Raw genomic sequence first — 17,539 nt, forward strand, 5'->3', positions numbered from 1 at the left:
CATGCAATCAGCCAAGGTTCTCGGAAATGCAACTTCGACGGTCAAGCATAAGACGCTCGACAGTTTAAAGTTACTCGTTTGCCAGCCCTACGCTGCCGATGGCGTCAAGCCTGATGGACCGCCACTGATTGCAGTCGATCGCTTCGGTGCAGGTGCTGGAGAAACAGTCATGTTGACGAGCGACGGAAGCGCCGTACGAGACATGTTTGGCGTCGAAAACAGTCCCATACGCTGGGCCGTCCTCGGACTCATTGATGACCTTAGTCCTTAGTCCTTACCCCTTACCCCTTACCCCTTACCCCTTACCCCTTACCCCTTAGACCTTAGACCTTACACCTTACACCTTACACCTTACACCTTACACCTTACACCTTACACCTTACACCTTACACCATGTCCCCTTCTGCAGCGGAAATCGAAGCCATCGTTCGCAAAGTGCTCGGCACTTTGATGGCTAGCGATTTGTCTGTTGCGAATGGTTCTGAAGAGACGCCAGCTTCGAACGAGCTCGTACTAACCGGTACCATGATTAGCTCGCGAGACGTTACGGGACGGTTGCAGGGCCAGCAGATTTTAAGGGTTCCTGAGAAAGCGGTTATCACCCCGGCGGTTCGAGACCTTTGTCGTGAAGCCAAGGTAACGATTGTGCGAGGGGAAGTGTCTCTCGCTACCCCGACACCGGCTTCCGGCTCATCCACTGAAACAGTCTCGACACCACCCAAGAAACCTCAACGCCTCATCGTAGCTGGCTCCCACAACATGCTGGCCGCAATCTCGAAGCAGCTATGCTCCCGGCAATCCAAAGTCTTGGAGACCTGTGCAGATGATACATCCGCCTTGCACCAGATCACCAACGGCTTGAGGGACGGTCATCAGGCAGGTGTCTTGATTGCAAAATCACCGTTCGCAGTGAGTTGGCAAGCCGCACGGGACGAAAAGCTTCGCCCTGTTGTGGTAGGACAATGGTCGGAATTAACAAGTGCTTTAAAAGAAGTCCCCGCCAATTTGCTCATCCTCGGAGCGGATCGTTGGAATGTCGCTTCGGCATGCAATGCAGCACGTTTCCTTTTCGAACACCTCAAGCGAAACTCTTAGGGGACAATAAGCCATGCAATTATACAAAGTCATCGGTAACGTCACCTTGAGTCGAGCTCACCCGAGCTTTCGTGGCTCCAGCCTGAAGGCCACAGTTCCCTTTGGTGACACGTTACTAGGCCGTACCGTGAACGATCCCGACTTGGTGATAGTCTGGGACGAGTTAGGTGCAGCCGACGGTTCCATTATTGCTGTCAGCGATGGAGCAGAAGCAGCCCAAGCCTTTAAACCTGAACAAAAACCGGTCGATGCTTACAACGCAGCGATCATTGACGAAATCAACTTACACTAATCTTTGAGAGCAGTACTTCTATGGTAAACGCACACAAGATCAAGCAAGACATCTGTGAAATCGGGCGTCGCCTTTATAACAAAGGTTTCGCCGCTGCCAACGATGGTAACATAACCGTTCGAATCAGCGATAACGAAGTGCTTTGCACCCCGACGATGCACAGCAAGGGGTTCCTCAAGCCCGAGGACATTTCCACCATCGACATGACCGGCAAGCAGATCTCGGGTGTGAAGAAGCGATCGAGTGAAGCCCTCTTGCACTTGGAGATTTACAAGCAACGTCCCGACATCAAGAGCGTTGTGCATTGCCATCCACCGCATGCGACCGCGTTTGCTGTTGCTCGCGAGCCGATCCCGCAGTGCGTATTGCCTGAGGTCGAAGTATTCATTGGTGACGTGCCGATTACCAAGTATGAGACGCCAGGCGGACAAGCGTTTGCCGATACCATTCTGCCCTTCGTTTCGAAGACGAACATCATCGTGCTGGCGAACCATGGTACGGTCAGCTACGGCGTAGATGTGGAGCAAGCGTATTGGTGGACGGAGATTCTCGATGCGTATTGCCGTATTCTGATGCTGGCGAAACAGTTGGGTAACGTTTCGTACTTTGATCAAAGAGAAGAAAAGGAATTGCTCGATCTCAAGCAGAAGTGGGGTTGGGCAGATCCACGCAATACAAAAGAGTATGAGAATTGCGACATTTGTGCGAACGACATTTTCCGCGATTCGTGGAAAGATTCGGGCGTGCAACGCAGAGCCTTTGCACCGCCACCTGCAATGCCAGTTGCATCCAAACCAGCCAGTGCCAACCTCGCCGCTGCACCAGTGCTTAAGGCAGACAACAGCACAGCACCAGCCGCCGCATCAGCGGGAGTAATGGCCGGAATGGACCATGAAGCGTTGGTCAAATTAATCACCGCGCAAGTCGTCAAGCAGCTCACCGAATCCCAATCGGTCGCGACCAAGTAGGAATTTTCGTTCGCTTGGCAGATGAGGGAATGATCGGTAGAAATGATTACCGGTGATTCTGCCCTCCCCGAGCTACGCTCGACCCTCCCAGAGGGAGGGTAAATTTATAAGTCTTCCTATTCAGAGGCTTACACCTTAAACCTTACTCCTTACTCCTTACAAATTCTGGTCATTCAAATGAAAGTAAGCATCATCGGTGGCGGCGGATTGGTGGGATCGTGTGCGGCATTCGCATTGCAATGTGGCGGCGTCGTTCGCGAAGTCACCTTGTTAGACATCAACGCGAATCTAGCAGCAGGTCACGCGCTCGATCTAATGCACGGAACACCCAGCGTTGCCGATCAACTCATGACCTCGGGAGGCTATGAACAAGTGGCCGATTCGGACGTCATTTGCATAACGGCCGGATTGCGTCGCAAGCCGGATGAATCGCGATTGGATCTGATCAACCGAAACACCGATTTGTTCGTTGGCATTCTCGATGAAATCAAAAAGGTGGGTACCAAGCCAGGAGCCATCTGCGTTGTCGTTTCTAACCCGGTCGATATCCTTACCTATGTCGCTGCGAAGAAACTGGGGCTGCCAGCCACACATGTTATCGGGCTTGGCACTCAGCTAGACACCATTCGCTTTTGTTCATTGATTGCCGATGCAATTGGCACCGCACCGACGCAAACCAAGGGACTGATCCTTGGCGAGCATGGTGACAGCATGGTACCCATTTGGTCCAGTGCAGCCGTTGGTTCGTTGTCGTTAGAGAAATATCCCGGTTGGGGAACCGCGTTGGCGGAAAAGATTTTCACACGGACGAAGAACTCCGGTGCCGAGTGCTTGTCGAAGAAGGGTGGTGCAGGTTTCGCAGTCGGCATTGCGATTCGTGACGTCATTCATGCGATTGCCTTGGATCAAAATCGCTTGATGCCAGTCAGCACCGTACAAGATGGCCAATGCTACGGCATCGACCACGTTGCGATATCCGTTCCGACCGTGGTTGGTCGAACGGGTGCCAAGCAACGAGTGGAGGTCGATCTTTGGCCAAAAGAATTGCAAGGACTCAAAGCGAGTGCGGCAGCCATCAAGCCAACCTTGGAAACCGTTCTCAAACGCATTGGCTAAAGGGCGATGCAAAACATCCTGCTGCTAGCTTGGAGATATCTATCTTACTATCGCGGTCGCACTGCGATACTAGTAGCGGCCATCGCCATCACCGTGAGCTTGCCTCTCGCGGCGCGATGGGTGACAGCAGGATTCGAGAAGCAAGCGGTCGAGCGAGCGTCCCAAACACCCGTTCTGGTCGGAGCCAAGGGGAGTCGATTCGGGCTCGCCATTCATGGGTTGTACTTTCGTGGTGAGTCTCCGGAGATCATTCGCCAAGCGGAATGGTTTCGAATTCTCGACTTCGGATTGGGTGATGCCATTCCCCTATTTGTGAAGTTCAAAGCGGGTGGCTTTCCCGTAGTCGGCACGACGAATGTTTATCTTTCTTACCGCAATCTCGAATTCTCCGAGGGGGGGAGATGGACGCGTTTAGGCGATTGCATACTCGGTTCCAAAGTTGCGGACTCGCTGGGATTGAAGCCTGGCGACAAGCTACTTTCTGAATCCGAAAACTTGTTCGATCTCTCGGGCCCCTCTCCGCTCAATATGCGGATCACAGGTATTTTAAAGCCCACGGGTACGGCGGACGACGAAATCATCTTTTGCGATTTAAAGACGACGTGGATCATGCAAGGCATCGGGCACGGTCATTCGATGAAGAAGACGACGAGCTCGTCAAACAACACCACTTCCGATGTAGCCGATAAAGTTAATAGTGAAAACGATGATAAGAACGGCGAGCTTGACGTTGATGGCGATCATGCGCATGCGGCTGGCAAAGAGAACTTGTCAGCTTACAACGAAGTCACCGACGAGAATGCCGCCTCATTTCACTTTCATGGGAAGCGAAGTGACTTTCCGTTAACGGCAATTATCGCGTTGCCCGACTCGGAGAAATCGGAAACGATGCTGTTGGGCAAGTACTTTGCACCGGACGAGAAGCATCAGATCATTCGCCCGGTTGAAGTGATTGGGGAGCTTCTCGATTTAGTTGGCAAGGTTCGAGTACTTTTTTATGTCGGCACGCTCGTTTTGACTGCTGCGACGATCCTTCTCATCGCGATGGTTTTATCGTTATCCATTAAGCTCAGGCGAGGCGAGATACGAACCATGGTTTTAATCGGTTGCAGTCGCGGCACGATCTTCAAAGTCATCTCATGCGAGCTAGTCATAGTCTTAGTAATGGGATCCCTATTAGGACTCGCCATAGCAACCCTAGCCTCGCGCTATTCCGATTTCTTCATTCGCTACTTCCTGTAAGCGAGTATCCTCTATCTTCGTACATTTTTCTGCGTTCGATTTTTCTGCCCTATAAGACCCTAAACGCAGAGGCGCTTTGTCACTTATGCAAAAGACTATCACCGAGATAATGCAGGAACTAGGGCATCGCTGCCGCGAGTTACGATTAGCAAAAAACCTTTCGCGAGCGGGTCTTTCGAATCGTTCCGGAGTCAGCATTTCTGTCATTCGCCTCTTTCAGAGCACCGGCAAGATTTCGCTTGAGTGCTTATCAAGCTTGCGATTCCTCTCAACTCGATTGCCGATTTCGAATGTTTGTTCCAAGCTAAGCAACCCGAAACCGTAAGTCTTGATGAATTGCTCAAGCTGGACAAGAAAGCCTTTCACCTAGCTTGTTTTAATGTACTCGCAAGAAACCGTGATGACCATGCAAAGAACTTTGCTTTCCTAATGGATGCGAATGGCAAATGGCGTCTGTCGCCTGCCTACGATCTGACCTTCTCAAGTGGTCCTGGAGGCGAGCATTGCACAACCATACAGGGAGAAGGGGTCGCCCCCGGTCCAGGCCATCTTCTCGAGCTTGGTCTGAAGTTTGGTATAAAAAACCGTGAGGTAAAGGAAGTCATCGAGAGGGTTCGAGGTAGCGTATCCAAATGGTCAGACTTTGCTGATCAGGCAGGATTGTCAAAGACCTCAACCAGTGCCATTAAGAAAAGCCTGTTGCTATAAGGGACAGCAGCGGTAGGAGCGGTTTGCGCCGACGTGATCATGGCACGTTTCTTAAAAGACGATCGGCAGAGGAAGAACTACCAGAACGGAACTACAGGAATGGACAGTATTGCTTCACGTAGCGAAGCCAATCGTAGGCGTCCTAAAACGAGACACCCTTCCAGAAACGCAAAGAGGCACGAAAATCCAATGAAATACCAGATTCAACAACAAAGTAAGTGCCATTGGGCGGTGCCCTTACGCTAACAATACCGTGAAGCTCGCACCGTCACGTAAAAAATGACCTCGCCCGATGGCAACCTGTGGAACAACTAACCCTATCGAATCCAGCCATCTGTCCTAGATTCCACAGCATAGTTCATTAGAATTCACCCTATCTAGGATGGATTGCATCTCTATTCACTTGCCGTAGGAAAAACAGAATGAACGAAGCCGCTTTGCACAAGATCCAATCCATCTACGGGATCGAGAACTGGTCAAACGGCTACTTCGACATAAATTCCCATGGCAACATTGTCGTTCGCCCTAGTCAAAACGACCCTCGTTCGGTCGACCTAAAAAACGTCGTCGATCATTTGGTCAAAGATAAGAAGCTGAGCTTGCCCCTGCTAGTTCGATTCCCCCAAATCCTGACCAACCAACTGCGTACACTCTCAAACGCTTACAAAGAATCGATCAAGCTGTTCGATTACGAAGCGTCCCACTACCCGGTGTTTCCAATGAAGGTGAATCCGCGACGAGAGGTTGTCGAGGAGTTTCTCAAGGAAAGTGGTCGCTTGCGGTTGGGGCTAGAATGCGGATCCAAGGCGGAATTGTTTGCGGCCGTTTCCCAGGATCAGGATCCAGGCACGCTCCTCATCTGTAACGGCTTCAAAGATGAGTCGTTTTGTCGATTGGCCTGCCTCGCCTTGCGGTCGGGTAAGGACGTGGTCATCGTCGTCGAGAAACTGAACGAACTGCGAATGCTGCTCCGCGTTGCAGAGACGACCGGAATCTGCCCCGGGATCGGATTGCGAGCGAAACTGTATACACGCGGATCGGGCAAGTGGGCTAGCTCGGGAGGGGACTCGGCCAAGTTCGGGCTTACATCCTCGGAGATTGTGAAGTGCTTGAAATTGCTGCGAGAATCGGCCTATTTTGACAAGCTCAAGCTGTTACACTTCCATATTGGCTCTCAGATCACGGACATCAAACGTGTGAAGAACGCGATGAAGGAAGCGGCCCGGGTCTATTCGAAAATCTATCAGCAGGGGGCCAAGATCGAGTTCTTGGACATCGGTGGTGGCCTCGGAGTGGACTATGACGGATCGAAAACTCGCTTCGAATCGTCCATGAATTATACCGTACAAGAGTTCGCAAACGACGTCGTGTATTCCATCAAAACGGTTTGCGATGAGGAGAACGTCCCTCATCCTAATTTGGTGACGGAAAGTGGACGGATGATGACCGCTTACCACAGCATTCTGGTCGTTTCGATTCGCGAAGAAATTGAAACCTTCGCTGATGACGAACCCGAGGTAGAGATCGACGAGGATGATCCGCAAGTGATCACGGAGCTAAAGTGGCTCTGCGATGAGATCAACGGTAAGAATTACTTCGAGTACTATCACGACGCCGTGGAGCACAAGGACGAGTTGCACACACAATTTAACCTCGGCTTGATCTCGTTAGAGGATCGTGCCAAGGGGGAGGTGCTATACTGGGAGGTCTGCGCGAGAGCTCTCAAGGAAGCGGAGCAAGCCCGCAGTCACAACGAAGAATTTGAAGAAGTAAAGCGAGTTCTCGCCGCCAAGTATCTTTGCAATTTTTCTTTGTTCCGTTCCGCACCCGATTCGTGGGCCATTGGGCAATTATTCCCGATTGTCCCCATCCATCGACTCAACGAATCGAAACTTGACTTCGCGACCCTTGTTGACGTGACTTGCGACTCGGATGGCAAGATCGACAAGTTCGTTGATTTGAAAGATGTCAAGGAGACGTTGGAGCTACCGGAGTGGAAGGTGGATCAAGATTTCTATCTTGGGATTTTTTTGGTGGGAGCGTACCAAGAGGTCATGGGCTCCTATCACAATCTATTCGGACTCCCGAATGAGGCCCACGTCTTTGTGGAATCCGATGGCCGTTATCATTTGTCCAAGATTGTACCGGGGTCCCGAATTCAAGACATGGTGCAATTCGCGAGATATGAGACGGCGGCTTTGGTGTCGAATTTCCGGAAACGGGTCAATGGTTTAGTGACCAAAGGAAATCTAAGCGAGAGCCAAGCGGAGGCATTGGTCCAAGATTACTCCGAGGCAGCGTCATGGAGTACCTACCTCGAATAGGAGCGGAACGGGCGCAAGCCCTCCGGTAGGGCTCCCGCGCCTCTACCGCCCATCAGCCTACCCCGTAATCTCCCTCACACCGTGCCTTTGTCTTTCGTCGCCGCAGGCGACCCCGGCTCGCTGCGCATTGCCCGACACCGTGCTTCTCGCAAAACCGTACGTCTTTCGCCGTTAGGCTCTGATTCCGCATACAATGCAAGCATTGGCCTGCTCGTGAAATTAGATCACTACTTTTTGACTTGTTCGATTGGCGGAACTCTATGAGAATCTATGCCTCGTGGTTTCTCGCAAAGAATGATGGGGTATCGCTTGGCACGAAATGAACAGCTAATTCGCCAACACAAAATTCTCCAGGTTCTGGAAAGGCGTCGCTATGGTGCTACGCTTGAAGACCTGAGGAGCACTGTTGTTGAGGAGTTGGGCCTCACCGGATTGCACGTCCGAAGCGTCCGCCGGGATTTAGAGGCCCTGCAAGCGGCTGGGATGAATATCGTAACCGAAGATCTCGATACGGGACGAGTTTGGAAACTGAGCCGTGTCGACAAGGGGTTGCACAAAATCACCATCACCTCCAGCGAGCTCATAGCGCTATCGATGGGACGCGATCTGCTATTACCACTCGTCGGGACGACGTTTTGGCAAGGCATTGAGGCATTCTGGAGCAAGCTTCGCGAACAAATGCCTGCCGGGGTGTGGGATCACTATCAGAAGTATCGTCGCACTTTGCGTGTGCTGGGCGTGCCCGCCAAATCCTATGAGAGACAAGAGGGTATCCTCAAATCGGTGAATCGCGCGATCGATCAGCACCGTGTTCTCGAAGCGGAATACGAATCCACGAACAAGCCGCTCTCGACGCGATACCTAGAACCTTACGGCTTGGCTTTGTATCAGGGTAGTATCTACGTGGTCGCCATGGAAGAAGGTAAGGATTTGGAGAAAGAACCCGAGGACCGTCTTCGCCACTGGAAGCTAGACCGATTTGCCAAAGCTACCGCACTCGATCGCTGGTACAAGTTTGACGAACAGATTGATCTAGAGGTGCACCTGGGGCAAAGCGTGGGAATTTTCAGCGGTGATGAACCCGCGAACTACAAAATCTGGCTCTCCAAAAATGGAGCTCGTTGGATTCAGGAAGATCCTTGGCACGCGCGGCAACAACTCGATTTCCAAGCTGACGGGACTTGTATTTTAAATGTGCCCGCATACCAGCCTATGGAAATCATTCCCCATGTCTTAAAGTTTGGGGATGATGCGAAACTGCTCGAGCCTGACGTCGCACGCAACGAAATGAAACGGATCGTAGACGCCATGGCTAAAATGTACTAAGGCGTTCCGATCGTTGCAGAACGAATCAGCTGCTTCATTTCCGAGACAGCAGTTTGCAACCCTACGAAAACGGCACGACTGATGATGCTGTGACCAATATTGAGCTCGTGCATGTGTGGGATTTGAGCCACAGGTATCACATTGTGATAGGTCAAGCCGTGCCCAGCATGCAAACGTAGCCCCAAGTCGGTCGCCAGCAAGCCTGCGTTGGTCAAACGGTCGAGCTCTTGTCGCTGCTCTTGCTTAGAGGTCAAGGCATATTTCCCGGTATGCAGCTCGATGGCTTTTACACCGAGCCGGTGGGCTTGCTCGATCTGCTCTGGATCTGGATCGATGAATAGGCTGACCTCGATGCCGTGATCGTTAAGCTTGGAAATAGCTTCTGTGACCGCAGTCGAATTCGCGAGCAGATTCAGCCCCCCCTCCGTCGTGACTTCCTCTCGACGCTCTGGTACCAAAGTCGCTTGAGCAGGCATGGTCTCACAACAGATTTCCACGATCTCGGGTGCACAAGAAAGTTCAAAGTTCAGTTTAACGTGAACCGTATCCTTGAGAATTCGGACATCGCGGTCATGGATGTGTCGGCGATCCTCACGCAGGTGCACCGTTATCGTGTCAGCCCCTCCGAGCTCAGCCAAGCTGGCTGCTAAAACCGGGTCGGGCTCATAAGTCCGTCTGGCTTGTCTAATTGTAGCGACATGGTCAATGTTGACTCCTAATTCAATCATTCGTAATTTCTCAACGGAAAACGGATCTGTGGTGCAGCGACCTAAACGCTCCCACTCGGATTCTATAGAACAACGACAATAGTCAAAAGGGGTAGCCTTGCCGTTAGTCATGGGCATTTACCAATCGATTTTGAGGACAAGGCGTTTTGGGCTACACTCTGATGAAGATTAAGCGTTTGTACCGTCGATAAGTCTGCATTACTAACAGGGAGTACCATTGGGAGAACTCAAGCCTTACCACAAAGCTGTTCGATTTGTTGCCGTGTTTACCCGGCACGAAACTCACCTGAACTGGTTTTGGAACAAAGTCAGAGAGGTTTGGGGTGAGCCGTTACGTCTGAGCACTGCCTACGCATTTGCGGAATCCGAGTACTATCGACCGACGATGGGGGATCGCTTGTTGAAGCAATTCGCCGTCTTGAATCTCGACTACGACCCAGCACTGCTTGCCTCCGACAAGGTACTGACCAATCAATGGGAAGAAGAAGCTAAGGCTTGCTTGCCCGCAGAGGAGCAGCGGCCGATTAACATCGACCCAGGCTACATGACGTTGACGAAGCTGGTATTGGCGTCAACCAAAAACCGGGAGCACCGGATCTATTTGCGTGAGGGTGTCTATGCAGAGGTTACCCTTGCTTACCGTGATCAGCATTGGCAGCCATTGCCGTGGACTTACCCGGATTATCAACGGCAGGATTTTCGCGAATTCTTTCAGCAAGCCCGTAGAGTATTGCTGGGGCATTGATGTTGGTGTTGTTACCGGCGGGCCGTACGGTGACGTCCGGCAATAATAGCGTAAGGCCGCAAGGCGTACGGTGTCGGGCAATGCGAAGCGAGCCGGGGTCGCCGTTGGCGACGGAAGGCAAATGCACCGGCGGATTGGGATGGCCGGGTATGCTGATGGGCGGTTAGGATGCGGGAGCCCTACCGGAGGGCTTGCGCCCGTTCCGCTACGATTGGCTTCGCCTTGTTATCAATCACACCTTGTTCTGAATCAACTGCGCGATGAGTTCCGGCTTCTTTTGTTTCCGGAGATGTTCCACTTGATCCGCCGGCAATCCCATTTTCTCTAAATGACTAAAGATGCTTTCCCAAACCTTTTCCTTCTTTTTGCCTTCGGAAAGATAGAGGTCGGTCAAGAGCTCCTGAACCCGCTGAAAAGAAACGTTCTCGCGATTCTGATAGTAGTTCTTGATGACATTTTGTTGGTAGCGAGTGAAATTCTCCATTGCCATCTTGTAGATACCTTTCGAGTTGGAGTGGATGCTCGTGCGAGCGTCAATCGAAGCCGCCATTTTATCGAGCGAATCTTAGCTATCGACCAAATCTTAGCGATTATTCTCCGTCGCGGTTGTTTTTCTCGTAAATCCCTATCGTACGTATTGGGAAATTCTGGTTGGGAACTAGAATCGCGAATCACACTGTATCGAACCGCATTATCCGCGTTCCTCAATTTTTTCGGATGCCAATTCCAACGCGACTCAATTTTTGCTTGCAAACCATTTTGGTGCTGCCGTTTTGTCTGCTAGGCACTGTTTTGCTATGCAGTGTCGGTTGTCTTCCCTCGTTGAATGATCGCTTTACGCAGAAACCAATCGAAGAATCAGTCTTCGAAAAGAGCGCAGTTCAAGCGGCCATTGACAGCACATTGACGAGGAACCTTGAGGGGCGACTGCTAGCCGCCAATCGCAATGCCGCTTGGCAAGTGTTCCACGGTGCCGTTGCATTCGGCTTGGATTTACCCATGGATGTTAACGGTGAGGTGGTCTTTGCTCTGGAGTACCTCTTTCAAGGTGGACAGATGCGAGGATGGACGCCGTTCGAAGGGGATTTGATCGAGTCCACGGGCCGGCGCGGCATCAGAGTTGCTGTCGAAGAGGGGAGCTTTTCCGGCCAAGGTCACGTGGACCAATTCCTTGGGTACATTTCCCAAGCAAAAGTACCCGTCGATAGCAAGATGATCGTAGGTGGCAATGAGTACACCGTTGAAGATTGGGTGCGGCAAGCGCAAAGAGATGTCTCCAACAATCCCTATCGCGAGTATTCATGGACCCTCATCGCTTTGTCGAATTATTTGCCACAAGACGAACGCTGGGTTGCGACCGACGGTAGAACATGGACGCTCGAGCCGTTTGTTGAGTTCGAAGCCAAACAGGACCTCACGACAAGTGCTTGCGGGGGCATGCACCGGCTCATGGGTTTGGCTCATGCCATTCGCTATCGTCTGAATTTGAACGAACCGTTGACGGGCGGATATGAGAAAGCCAAGGCGGTCGTCGATGATGCCATCTCCAAGGCGCAGTCCTTTCAGAATTCAGACGGGTCCTTTTCGACTCGATACACCAGTCGGCCTGGCAACAGTGCGGATCTCAACACCCGGATCGGTGCAACAGGACACACCTTGGAGTTCTTAGCCTATGCTCTCCCAAAAGAGAGACTTGAAGAAAAATGGATGGAACGGGCTGTTTTGCGGCTTTGTGCGATGTTGGATGCAACCATTGAAATCGATCTCGAGTGCGGGGGCATCTATCACGCTCTCGCTGGACTCAAGCTCTACCATGAAAGGCGTTTTGGAGCATGGAGTTTGCCTGAACCTCCGGCTCAATAACCGGTTAAGACCGACAGCTCAGTTTCTGACCGACAGCTCAATATGGGTCGGCAATTCGGGCGTGCAATAAATGCGATGGGTTGCTTTGATGTAATCCTCATCTTTGGCATTGGGGATATCGAGAAACTGATGTGGGTTGCGATCGATGAGTGGGAACCAACTGCTCTGGATTTGCACCATGACGCGATGGCCAGCTCGAAACAGATGGTTCCTGGTTCTCAGGTCGATGCGAAAAAGCTCAGGTTGGTTGGGGACTAAGGGCTCTGGATCGCTAAAGCTGTTTCGAAATTTGCCACGCAAGACATCGTCTGCGATCATGAGTTGATAGCCCCCCATTTCTGGTTGGTCAGGGTAGTCTTCTGGATACACATCGATAAGCTTTACAACCCAATCGGCATCGGTTCCCGTAGTGGAGGCGAACAAATGAGCCATGATTTCGCCCGACAGTTCTAGAGGTTCCGATAGCGGTTCGGTCTGAAAGATCAAAACATCCTGCCGATCACTAACGAAACGTTGATCTTCGACCTTCCAGAGGATGCCGGCCCTTTCAAAGCGAGGCTCCTTGGAATTCGGGAGCCCCTGCCAGAAGCCCATAATCGGCCTCTTGGAATAAGGGACCGGTTTGGCAGGATCGGAAACGAACTCTACGTACTTTGTTGTGCCGGTCTCAGGTTTTTGTATTCCGGCCTCGGGCAATTGTTCAGTCAGTCTCCCATCATGACTACAGTACAGTTTCAACTTGCGGAATTGATCCTTGGGGGGCCAGTGCGAATATTCTTTCCATTGGTTGGAACCCGTTTGAAACATGATGGCTTCGGGCGGGGCAAAATCCCCCTCATTTTTGAGGTGGAACGCAAAGAACCGTGACTCGATTTCTTTTTGGTAGAACGCTACGGTATCCGCCCCAAATCGATAATTCCCCAACCGGTCGCTCGGGCCGCGTGCCCATTGGCCGTGAGCCCAGGGACCTACAACAATCGTACTGAGGTTGGAATGATCATGCCGCTCGATCTTGTCATAAAGATCGAGAGCACCACCTAGATTTTCCGCATCCCACCAACCAACGACGTGCAACGTCGGTACCTCGATCGATTCGAAGTGTTGTAACGTGCTCCCTTCTTCCCAGAATGAGTCGTAAGTGGCGTGCTTGAGAAACTTGTTCCACGTCGGCGACGCATCCTTTAGGTACTTGGCGTTCATATTGGAAAGCGGTCCGAGAGTCAAAAAGAATTCGTACGTGTCCACTTGATCGTAGGGAAACCGCGAGTTCGTTTTGGGGTCAAAATCAAAGAGATAAGGCAGCTCGGCACTAGGCGATAATCGGAACGCACCGAAATGGTAAAAATCATCTCCGAGAAAGTAGTCCGACGGAGAGGCTTGCGGACTAGCCGCCTTTAGTGCGGGGTGCGGATCGATGAGAGCCATGGCGACATACCAACCAGGGTACGAGACGCCGAGCATGCCTACCTTGCCATTGTTGGGAGCCGCGTTCTTAACGAGCCAGTCTATCGAATCAAAGGCGTCAGTACTGGCATCGATGGCATCGGGATCGCGGCGGTGACTGACAGGACGGTTCCACTCAAACTCCCCTTCCGAGAGATGTCGGCCACGCGCATCTTGGACGGCGAAGATGTAGCGATCCCTCGCAAGCTCCCGGAAGGTGGATTGGAAGTAGCCTGTAAATCCCCCGGAGGCGTGCTTTGTTCCGTAAGGTGTTCTAAGGAAAATGATTGGCAGCGGTTCCTTCTGATCGACCGGGGTATAGATCTCGGTGTAGAGCCGAACACCGTCTCGCATCGGAACCATTACGGACTGCTTGTTGTAAGCCTCGGCAATTGGAACGTCTTGTCCAACGACAACGGGACCGGTGACCGTTAATGCGGTGAGCAGAGCGATTAGCGACAAGAGGCCAATTGAAGTTCGCCGAAACATACAGTAGCTCCTGGGCAGTAAAAATCTTCGATCTAGGACACGGTGCCGGTTAGGAATTTTATAGCAGATAGCGTTAGTCGCACCCTAAGAATCCGCAGATATTAATATCGTAAGGCCGCAGCGTACAGCGTCGAGAAATCATAGCGTAAGGCCGCAAGGCGTACGGTGTCCCCGGCAATGCGCAGCGAGCCCGGGGTCGCCCTCGGCGACGAAAGCCAAAATCACCGGCGGAGAGGGGGTGGCTGGGTATGCAAATGGGCGGTGAGGGTGCGGACGCCCTACCGGAGGTCTAGCGCCCTTTCCGCTACTATTGGCTACTATTGGCTACTATTGGCTTCGCCAAATCGTTCCTCAAAATGTGCCACCCAAAATACGCCCTTCAGGGCAGATCGTGACGCTACCAGTCGGATTTAGACCGTAACTCACAGCGGCCTCACTTGTTTCGACGCCGCTCCATTGAGCTGAGATCTCAGCTCTCGATTGCAAATCCTTCGCTCCCGCATTTCCGGTTGGAAAGCAGGAGCTCAAAAACGAAAAAAATCGATAGAAACGGGGGGTAGCTGCCTGAAAGCCTACTTTTTGCCTTGTTTGCCATCAATTTGGTGGCTACAATCCGCCGCTCGTTCGACGGAACGTAACGATGGGGGCTTGAAAATGGATTCGTCCCCGGTCCATTCTAGATAAATGGGCCATTAGAAATAGTCACTCCATTAGAAATAGTCATTGGGAGCTAATTCATGACACTCGATAAGAGCTTGAAAGTACGCGCTGGGGCGATCAAACCTCGCAATGTGCTCAATCGAGCCGAAAGAATCAAGAGATTACAGGATCTCAACAAGTGGTCTGAGGACAGCATTGTTGTAGGTATGGCGAAAGTTCGCGTTCCTAAGGTTTCTTTGGCCAAGAAGAAGAAGGTCAAGAAGGAAGAAGAAGGCGACGACAAGAAGAAAAAGAAGAAGTAGTCTTCTTTACCGACCTTTTGCGGTTCCCGACACTGCAAGCAGCATCCAACGAAAAAGCGAGCCGTTTTCGGCTCGCTTTTTTATTTTCATCTCGATCGTTTATCGCCTGTTGCAGATGGAGTTGCACAACCACCGTTTGTGTACAACTCCCGACTAACTTCGGGCGTTCCTCCTCTATCGTCCTACCGCTTGCCGTCATTCTGCCGAGGGTTGCGGCTCGCTAGACCAACATTACCCTCGATCGCATCTGCGGATCGGAGCAGCAACCCGCCGAACTGCTTCATCTGCATCGCGATCACCTTTTTAGAGTCGACCGATAGTCGCTGCCAAGCCAGAGTGGCCCCCAAGTATTGACTCTTGAGCGTGTCCTCGAATGCTCCCCAGGCTTTCTCTGCAATCCGCAGCAGACGATCACTATTAGGTTTCGGCTCGAGGATTGGGGTTTCGCTAACATCGTCGATGGCTTCTGCTTGAATGAACGCATCTGTTTGATCCGTTATCGAAGCGATGTTCGCATTCTCTGCGCGGAACCAGTTCGGCTGAGCGTTCAGATCTTGAAACAAGCTCAGACAGGGGTCGATCGGAATCTCGCTCAACATCGGTGCATCGATTCGTCCGTAGACTGCATCCCATCGAAAGGTTGGGGCTTGGTAAGCGAATCCGCTTGGCAACGCGGGAATGGAGCTAGTCGATCGCGTCACGAACTCCCATTTTCTAACGTTCCAATGGGGTTCCAGCCAGCTCTCGATCAGTTTCCTGGTTGCCAACACATTGTCCGGCCAGGGTACTAGATGCTCCGATCCGTTCCACTCCTCAGGGCATGCGGGAATGGCACAATGCCCGACGCCCAAGTCTTCCGCGACCCCCGAGTCTACCGATTCCGATGCGGTCCCCACCAAGCCCCATTGCAGCTTCAGCGGAAATGGTAGAAAGTCGTCTTCGGTCACCATCTTAACGTTTCGAAGGGCACTTTCGTCGTGAGCGACGCTGCTATCAGCGACTTCCTCCGGAAAGCAGCAATCGTACGGGTCATAGCCGCAGCCGAAAGCCTCGTACCCAAGTGAAGCGTTAATTTCGGCTACAGCATCTTGCACTCCTGACTGGAGCGGGTTCACCGTTTGAACGATCGTCGTCAGTTCTCCCAGTATGTCTTCTTCCAGGGTGCCTTCTTCGAGACGGCACTCGTCCAAGGCGTCCACTCGGTCCAGAACGTAGACAAAGATATTCCCCAAGTCTTTGTCGTCGTTCAGCGAGCTTGTCCCTCGGCTCGCTTGGGCGGAGTATCTTGCAATGGCGGCACCTGTGTCAAAGGGGGCTTCGACAGCAAGATCGCGTCCAAAGAACAAGATCTCGCTGATCAGCTCACAGCCTGTGGCAGCCCAGGCCAAAAGCTGCCGCTCGTTGAGGTACCGGACTTGTTCGCGATCCTCAATCGTGCTTCCGACAACCTCTTCAAAGAGGAACTCCGCATCGTCGGGGCAATCCACCCAGCAACCTTGAAACTCTTGCTCGAGGTCGCAGGCGTCATCCAAGCGGTGAAAGCCTTCCTCGCCGATCGCGTCCGTAGTGGCCGACCCGAGCGGTGCTGCCATAATCGGTGTCCCCGCTAGCGATGCCCCTTGAGTAGGCACCTCGCTGGCCAAGTGTTCCCTATCCTCGACCGTCGGTGACTCAGCCGCTGGAGCATGGAGGACGAATTGTGGGAGTTTGTTGGGGCGACCAAAGCTGGTCAAGCTGTCGGAAGTCGCCGATTCCATCAGTCCGATTGGCTGATAGGAGTTACCGCGATTTCCTGGAATGGAGGAATAACAGACCGCACTAGCGGCCACGACGACGTTAGCAGCAATCGCCGCCCGGAGAATGCTGCGGGGAAGGCTGCGGGGAATTCGAAAACGCATTGGGGAACCTCGAAACTGCGACAGATTCGGGGGCTCACAAGACATGCTGACTCAGCGCGGAGGCTGAATCAGCCCTCCGTGGCCACGACGAGTCTACAACAGGTAATTTTGGTGGTGGGAAACGCAGCATCAATCCAATTGAGGCTGCCAAAACAGGACGAGAGTAGTTATCGATTCGCGACGGGGGATTCTTCACCGCAGGCTTTCGTTAATCCGCATTTGTTTCCCAGCCGGTAGGGGTCAGTCAACCAACATGTATTGTGCGAGCGGTATGGATTATGACCGCGAAGATAATTCCCATCTGCTTCTAGACTTAGTTGGCTTTTGCAGTTAATTTTCT

The 17,539-nt window shown here is 52.2% G+C and carries 16 protein-coding genes; 12 read left to right on the forward strand and 4 right to left on the reverse strand.

Going from position 1 to position 17,539, the window contains the following annotated elements; all coding sequences use genetic code 11:
• The first annotated feature begins 1 nt into the window (after position 1).
• The 9 genes from SH449x_RS00535 (at position 2) to SH449x_RS00575 (ending at position 9,071) form a co-directional block, all read left to right on the forward strand.
• Entirely contained in the window at positions 2–271 is a 270-nt protein-coding gene (locus tag SH449x_RS00535) for a EutN/CcmL family microcompartment protein (protein WP_482379366.1), read from the forward strand.
• Positions 272–393: 122 nt separating this feature from the next.
• Positions 394–1,095, forward strand: a complete 702-nt coding sequence (locus tag SH449x_RS00540) for a hypothetical protein (protein ID WP_482379367.1) — start codon at positions 394–396, stop codon at positions 1,093–1,095.
• 13 nt (positions 1,096–1,108) lie between these two features.
• Entirely contained in the window at positions 1,109–1,387 is a 279-nt protein-coding gene (locus SH449x_RS00545; protein WP_482379368.1) for a EutN/CcmL family microcompartment protein, read from the forward strand.
• 20 nt (positions 1,388–1,407) lie between these two features.
• The gene (locus SH449x_RS00550) at positions 1,408–2,355 is read left to right on the forward strand and encodes a class II aldolase/adducin family protein (protein ID WP_482379369.1); all 948 of its coding nucleotides are present in this window, start codon (positions 1,408–1,410) and stop codon (positions 2,353–2,355) included.
• 177 nt (positions 2,356–2,532) lie between these two features.
• On the forward strand, positions 2,533–3,471 hold the full coding sequence (locus SH449x_RS00555) for a lactate/malate dehydrogenase family protein (RefSeq protein WP_482379370.1): 939 nt from the start codon (positions 2,533–2,535) through the stop codon (positions 3,469–3,471).
• A gap of 6 nt (positions 3,472–3,477) precedes the next feature.
• On the forward strand, positions 3,478–4,713 hold the full coding sequence (locus tag SH449x_RS00560; RefSeq protein ID WP_482379371.1) for an FtsX-like permease family protein: 1,236 nt from the start codon (positions 3,478–3,480) through the stop codon (positions 4,711–4,713).
• 243 nt (positions 4,714–4,956) lie between these two features.
• The gene (locus SH449x_RS00565; RefSeq protein WP_482379372.1) at positions 4,957–5,421 is read left to right on the forward strand and encodes a HipA domain-containing protein; all 465 of its coding nucleotides are present in this window, start codon (positions 4,957–4,959) and stop codon (positions 5,419–5,421) included.
• A gap of 422 nt (positions 5,422–5,843) precedes the next feature.
• Positions 5,844–7,745: a biosynthetic arginine decarboxylase gene (speA, locus tag SH449x_RS00570; RefSeq protein ID WP_482379373.1), complete on the forward strand. Its 1,902-nt coding sequence runs from the start codon at positions 5,844–5,846 to the stop codon at positions 7,743–7,745.
• 270 nt (positions 7,746–8,015) lie between these two features.
• Positions 8,016–9,071, forward strand: a complete 1,056-nt coding sequence (locus SH449x_RS00575; RefSeq protein ID WP_482379374.1) for a helix-turn-helix transcriptional regulator — start codon at positions 8,016–8,018, stop codon at positions 9,069–9,071.
• Here SH449x_RS00575 and SH449x_RS00580 read toward each other — a convergent pair.
• Entirely contained in the window at positions 9,068–9,799 is a 732-nt protein-coding gene (locus SH449x_RS00580) for a pyridoxine 5'-phosphate synthase (protein ID WP_482381864.1), read from the reverse strand. The genes SH449x_RS00575 and SH449x_RS00580 overlap by 4 nt on opposite strands.
• A 217-nt stretch (positions 9,800–10,016) precedes the next feature.
• On the opposite strand from SH449x_RS00580, the gene SH449x_RS00585 reads away from it, so the two are divergent.
• Entirely contained in the window at positions 10,017–10,544 is a 528-nt protein-coding gene (locus tag SH449x_RS00585; protein ID WP_482379375.1) for a DUF4416 family protein, read from the forward strand.
• Positions 10,545–10,776: 232 nt separating this feature from the next.
• Here the strand turns inward: SH449x_RS00585 and SH449x_RS00590 are convergent, their stop codons facing one another.
• Complete coding sequence (locus SH449x_RS00590) at positions 10,777–11,034, reverse strand: hypothetical protein (protein ID WP_482379376.1); 258 nt, start codon at positions 11,032–11,034, stop codon at positions 10,777–10,779.
• A gap of 227 nt (positions 11,035–11,261) precedes the next feature.
• Here SH449x_RS00590 and SH449x_RS00595 point away from each other — a divergent pair, with 227 nt between their 5' ends.
• Positions 11,262–12,407 (forward strand): ADP-ribosylation factor-directed GTPase activating protein isoform b, encoded by a 1,146-nt coding sequence (locus SH449x_RS00595; protein WP_482379377.1) that lies wholly within the window; start codon positions 11,262–11,264, stop codon positions 12,405–12,407.
• An 18-nt stretch (positions 12,408–12,425) separates the two neighbouring features.
• On the opposite strand, the gene SH449x_RS00600 is transcribed toward SH449x_RS00595, so the two are convergent.
• Positions 12,426–14,339 (reverse strand): CocE/NonD family hydrolase, encoded by a 1,914-nt coding sequence (locus SH449x_RS00600; protein ID WP_482379378.1) that lies wholly within the window; start codon positions 14,337–14,339, stop codon positions 12,426–12,428.
• Positions 14,340–15,076: 737 nt separating this feature from the next.
• Between SH449x_RS00600 and SH449x_RS00605 the strand changes: the two genes are divergently transcribed.
• The gene (locus SH449x_RS00605; RefSeq protein ID WP_482379379.1) at positions 15,077–15,301 is read left to right on the forward strand and encodes a small basic protein; all 225 of its coding nucleotides are present in this window, start codon (positions 15,077–15,079) and stop codon (positions 15,299–15,301) included.
• Positions 15,302–15,483: 182 nt separating this feature from the next.
• Here the strand turns inward: SH449x_RS00605 and SH449x_RS00610 are convergent, their stop codons facing one another.
• Positions 15,484–17,199, reverse strand: a complete 1,716-nt coding sequence (locus SH449x_RS00610) for a hypothetical protein (RefSeq protein ID WP_482379380.1) — start codon at positions 17,197–17,199, stop codon at positions 15,484–15,486.
• Between the last annotated feature and the right edge of the window lie 340 nt (positions 17,200–17,539).

This window comes from Brakhagea baltica (assembly GCF_052161605.1).
GTDB lineage: Bacteria > Planctomycetota > Planctomycetia > Pirellulales > Pirellulaceae > JBKCUI01.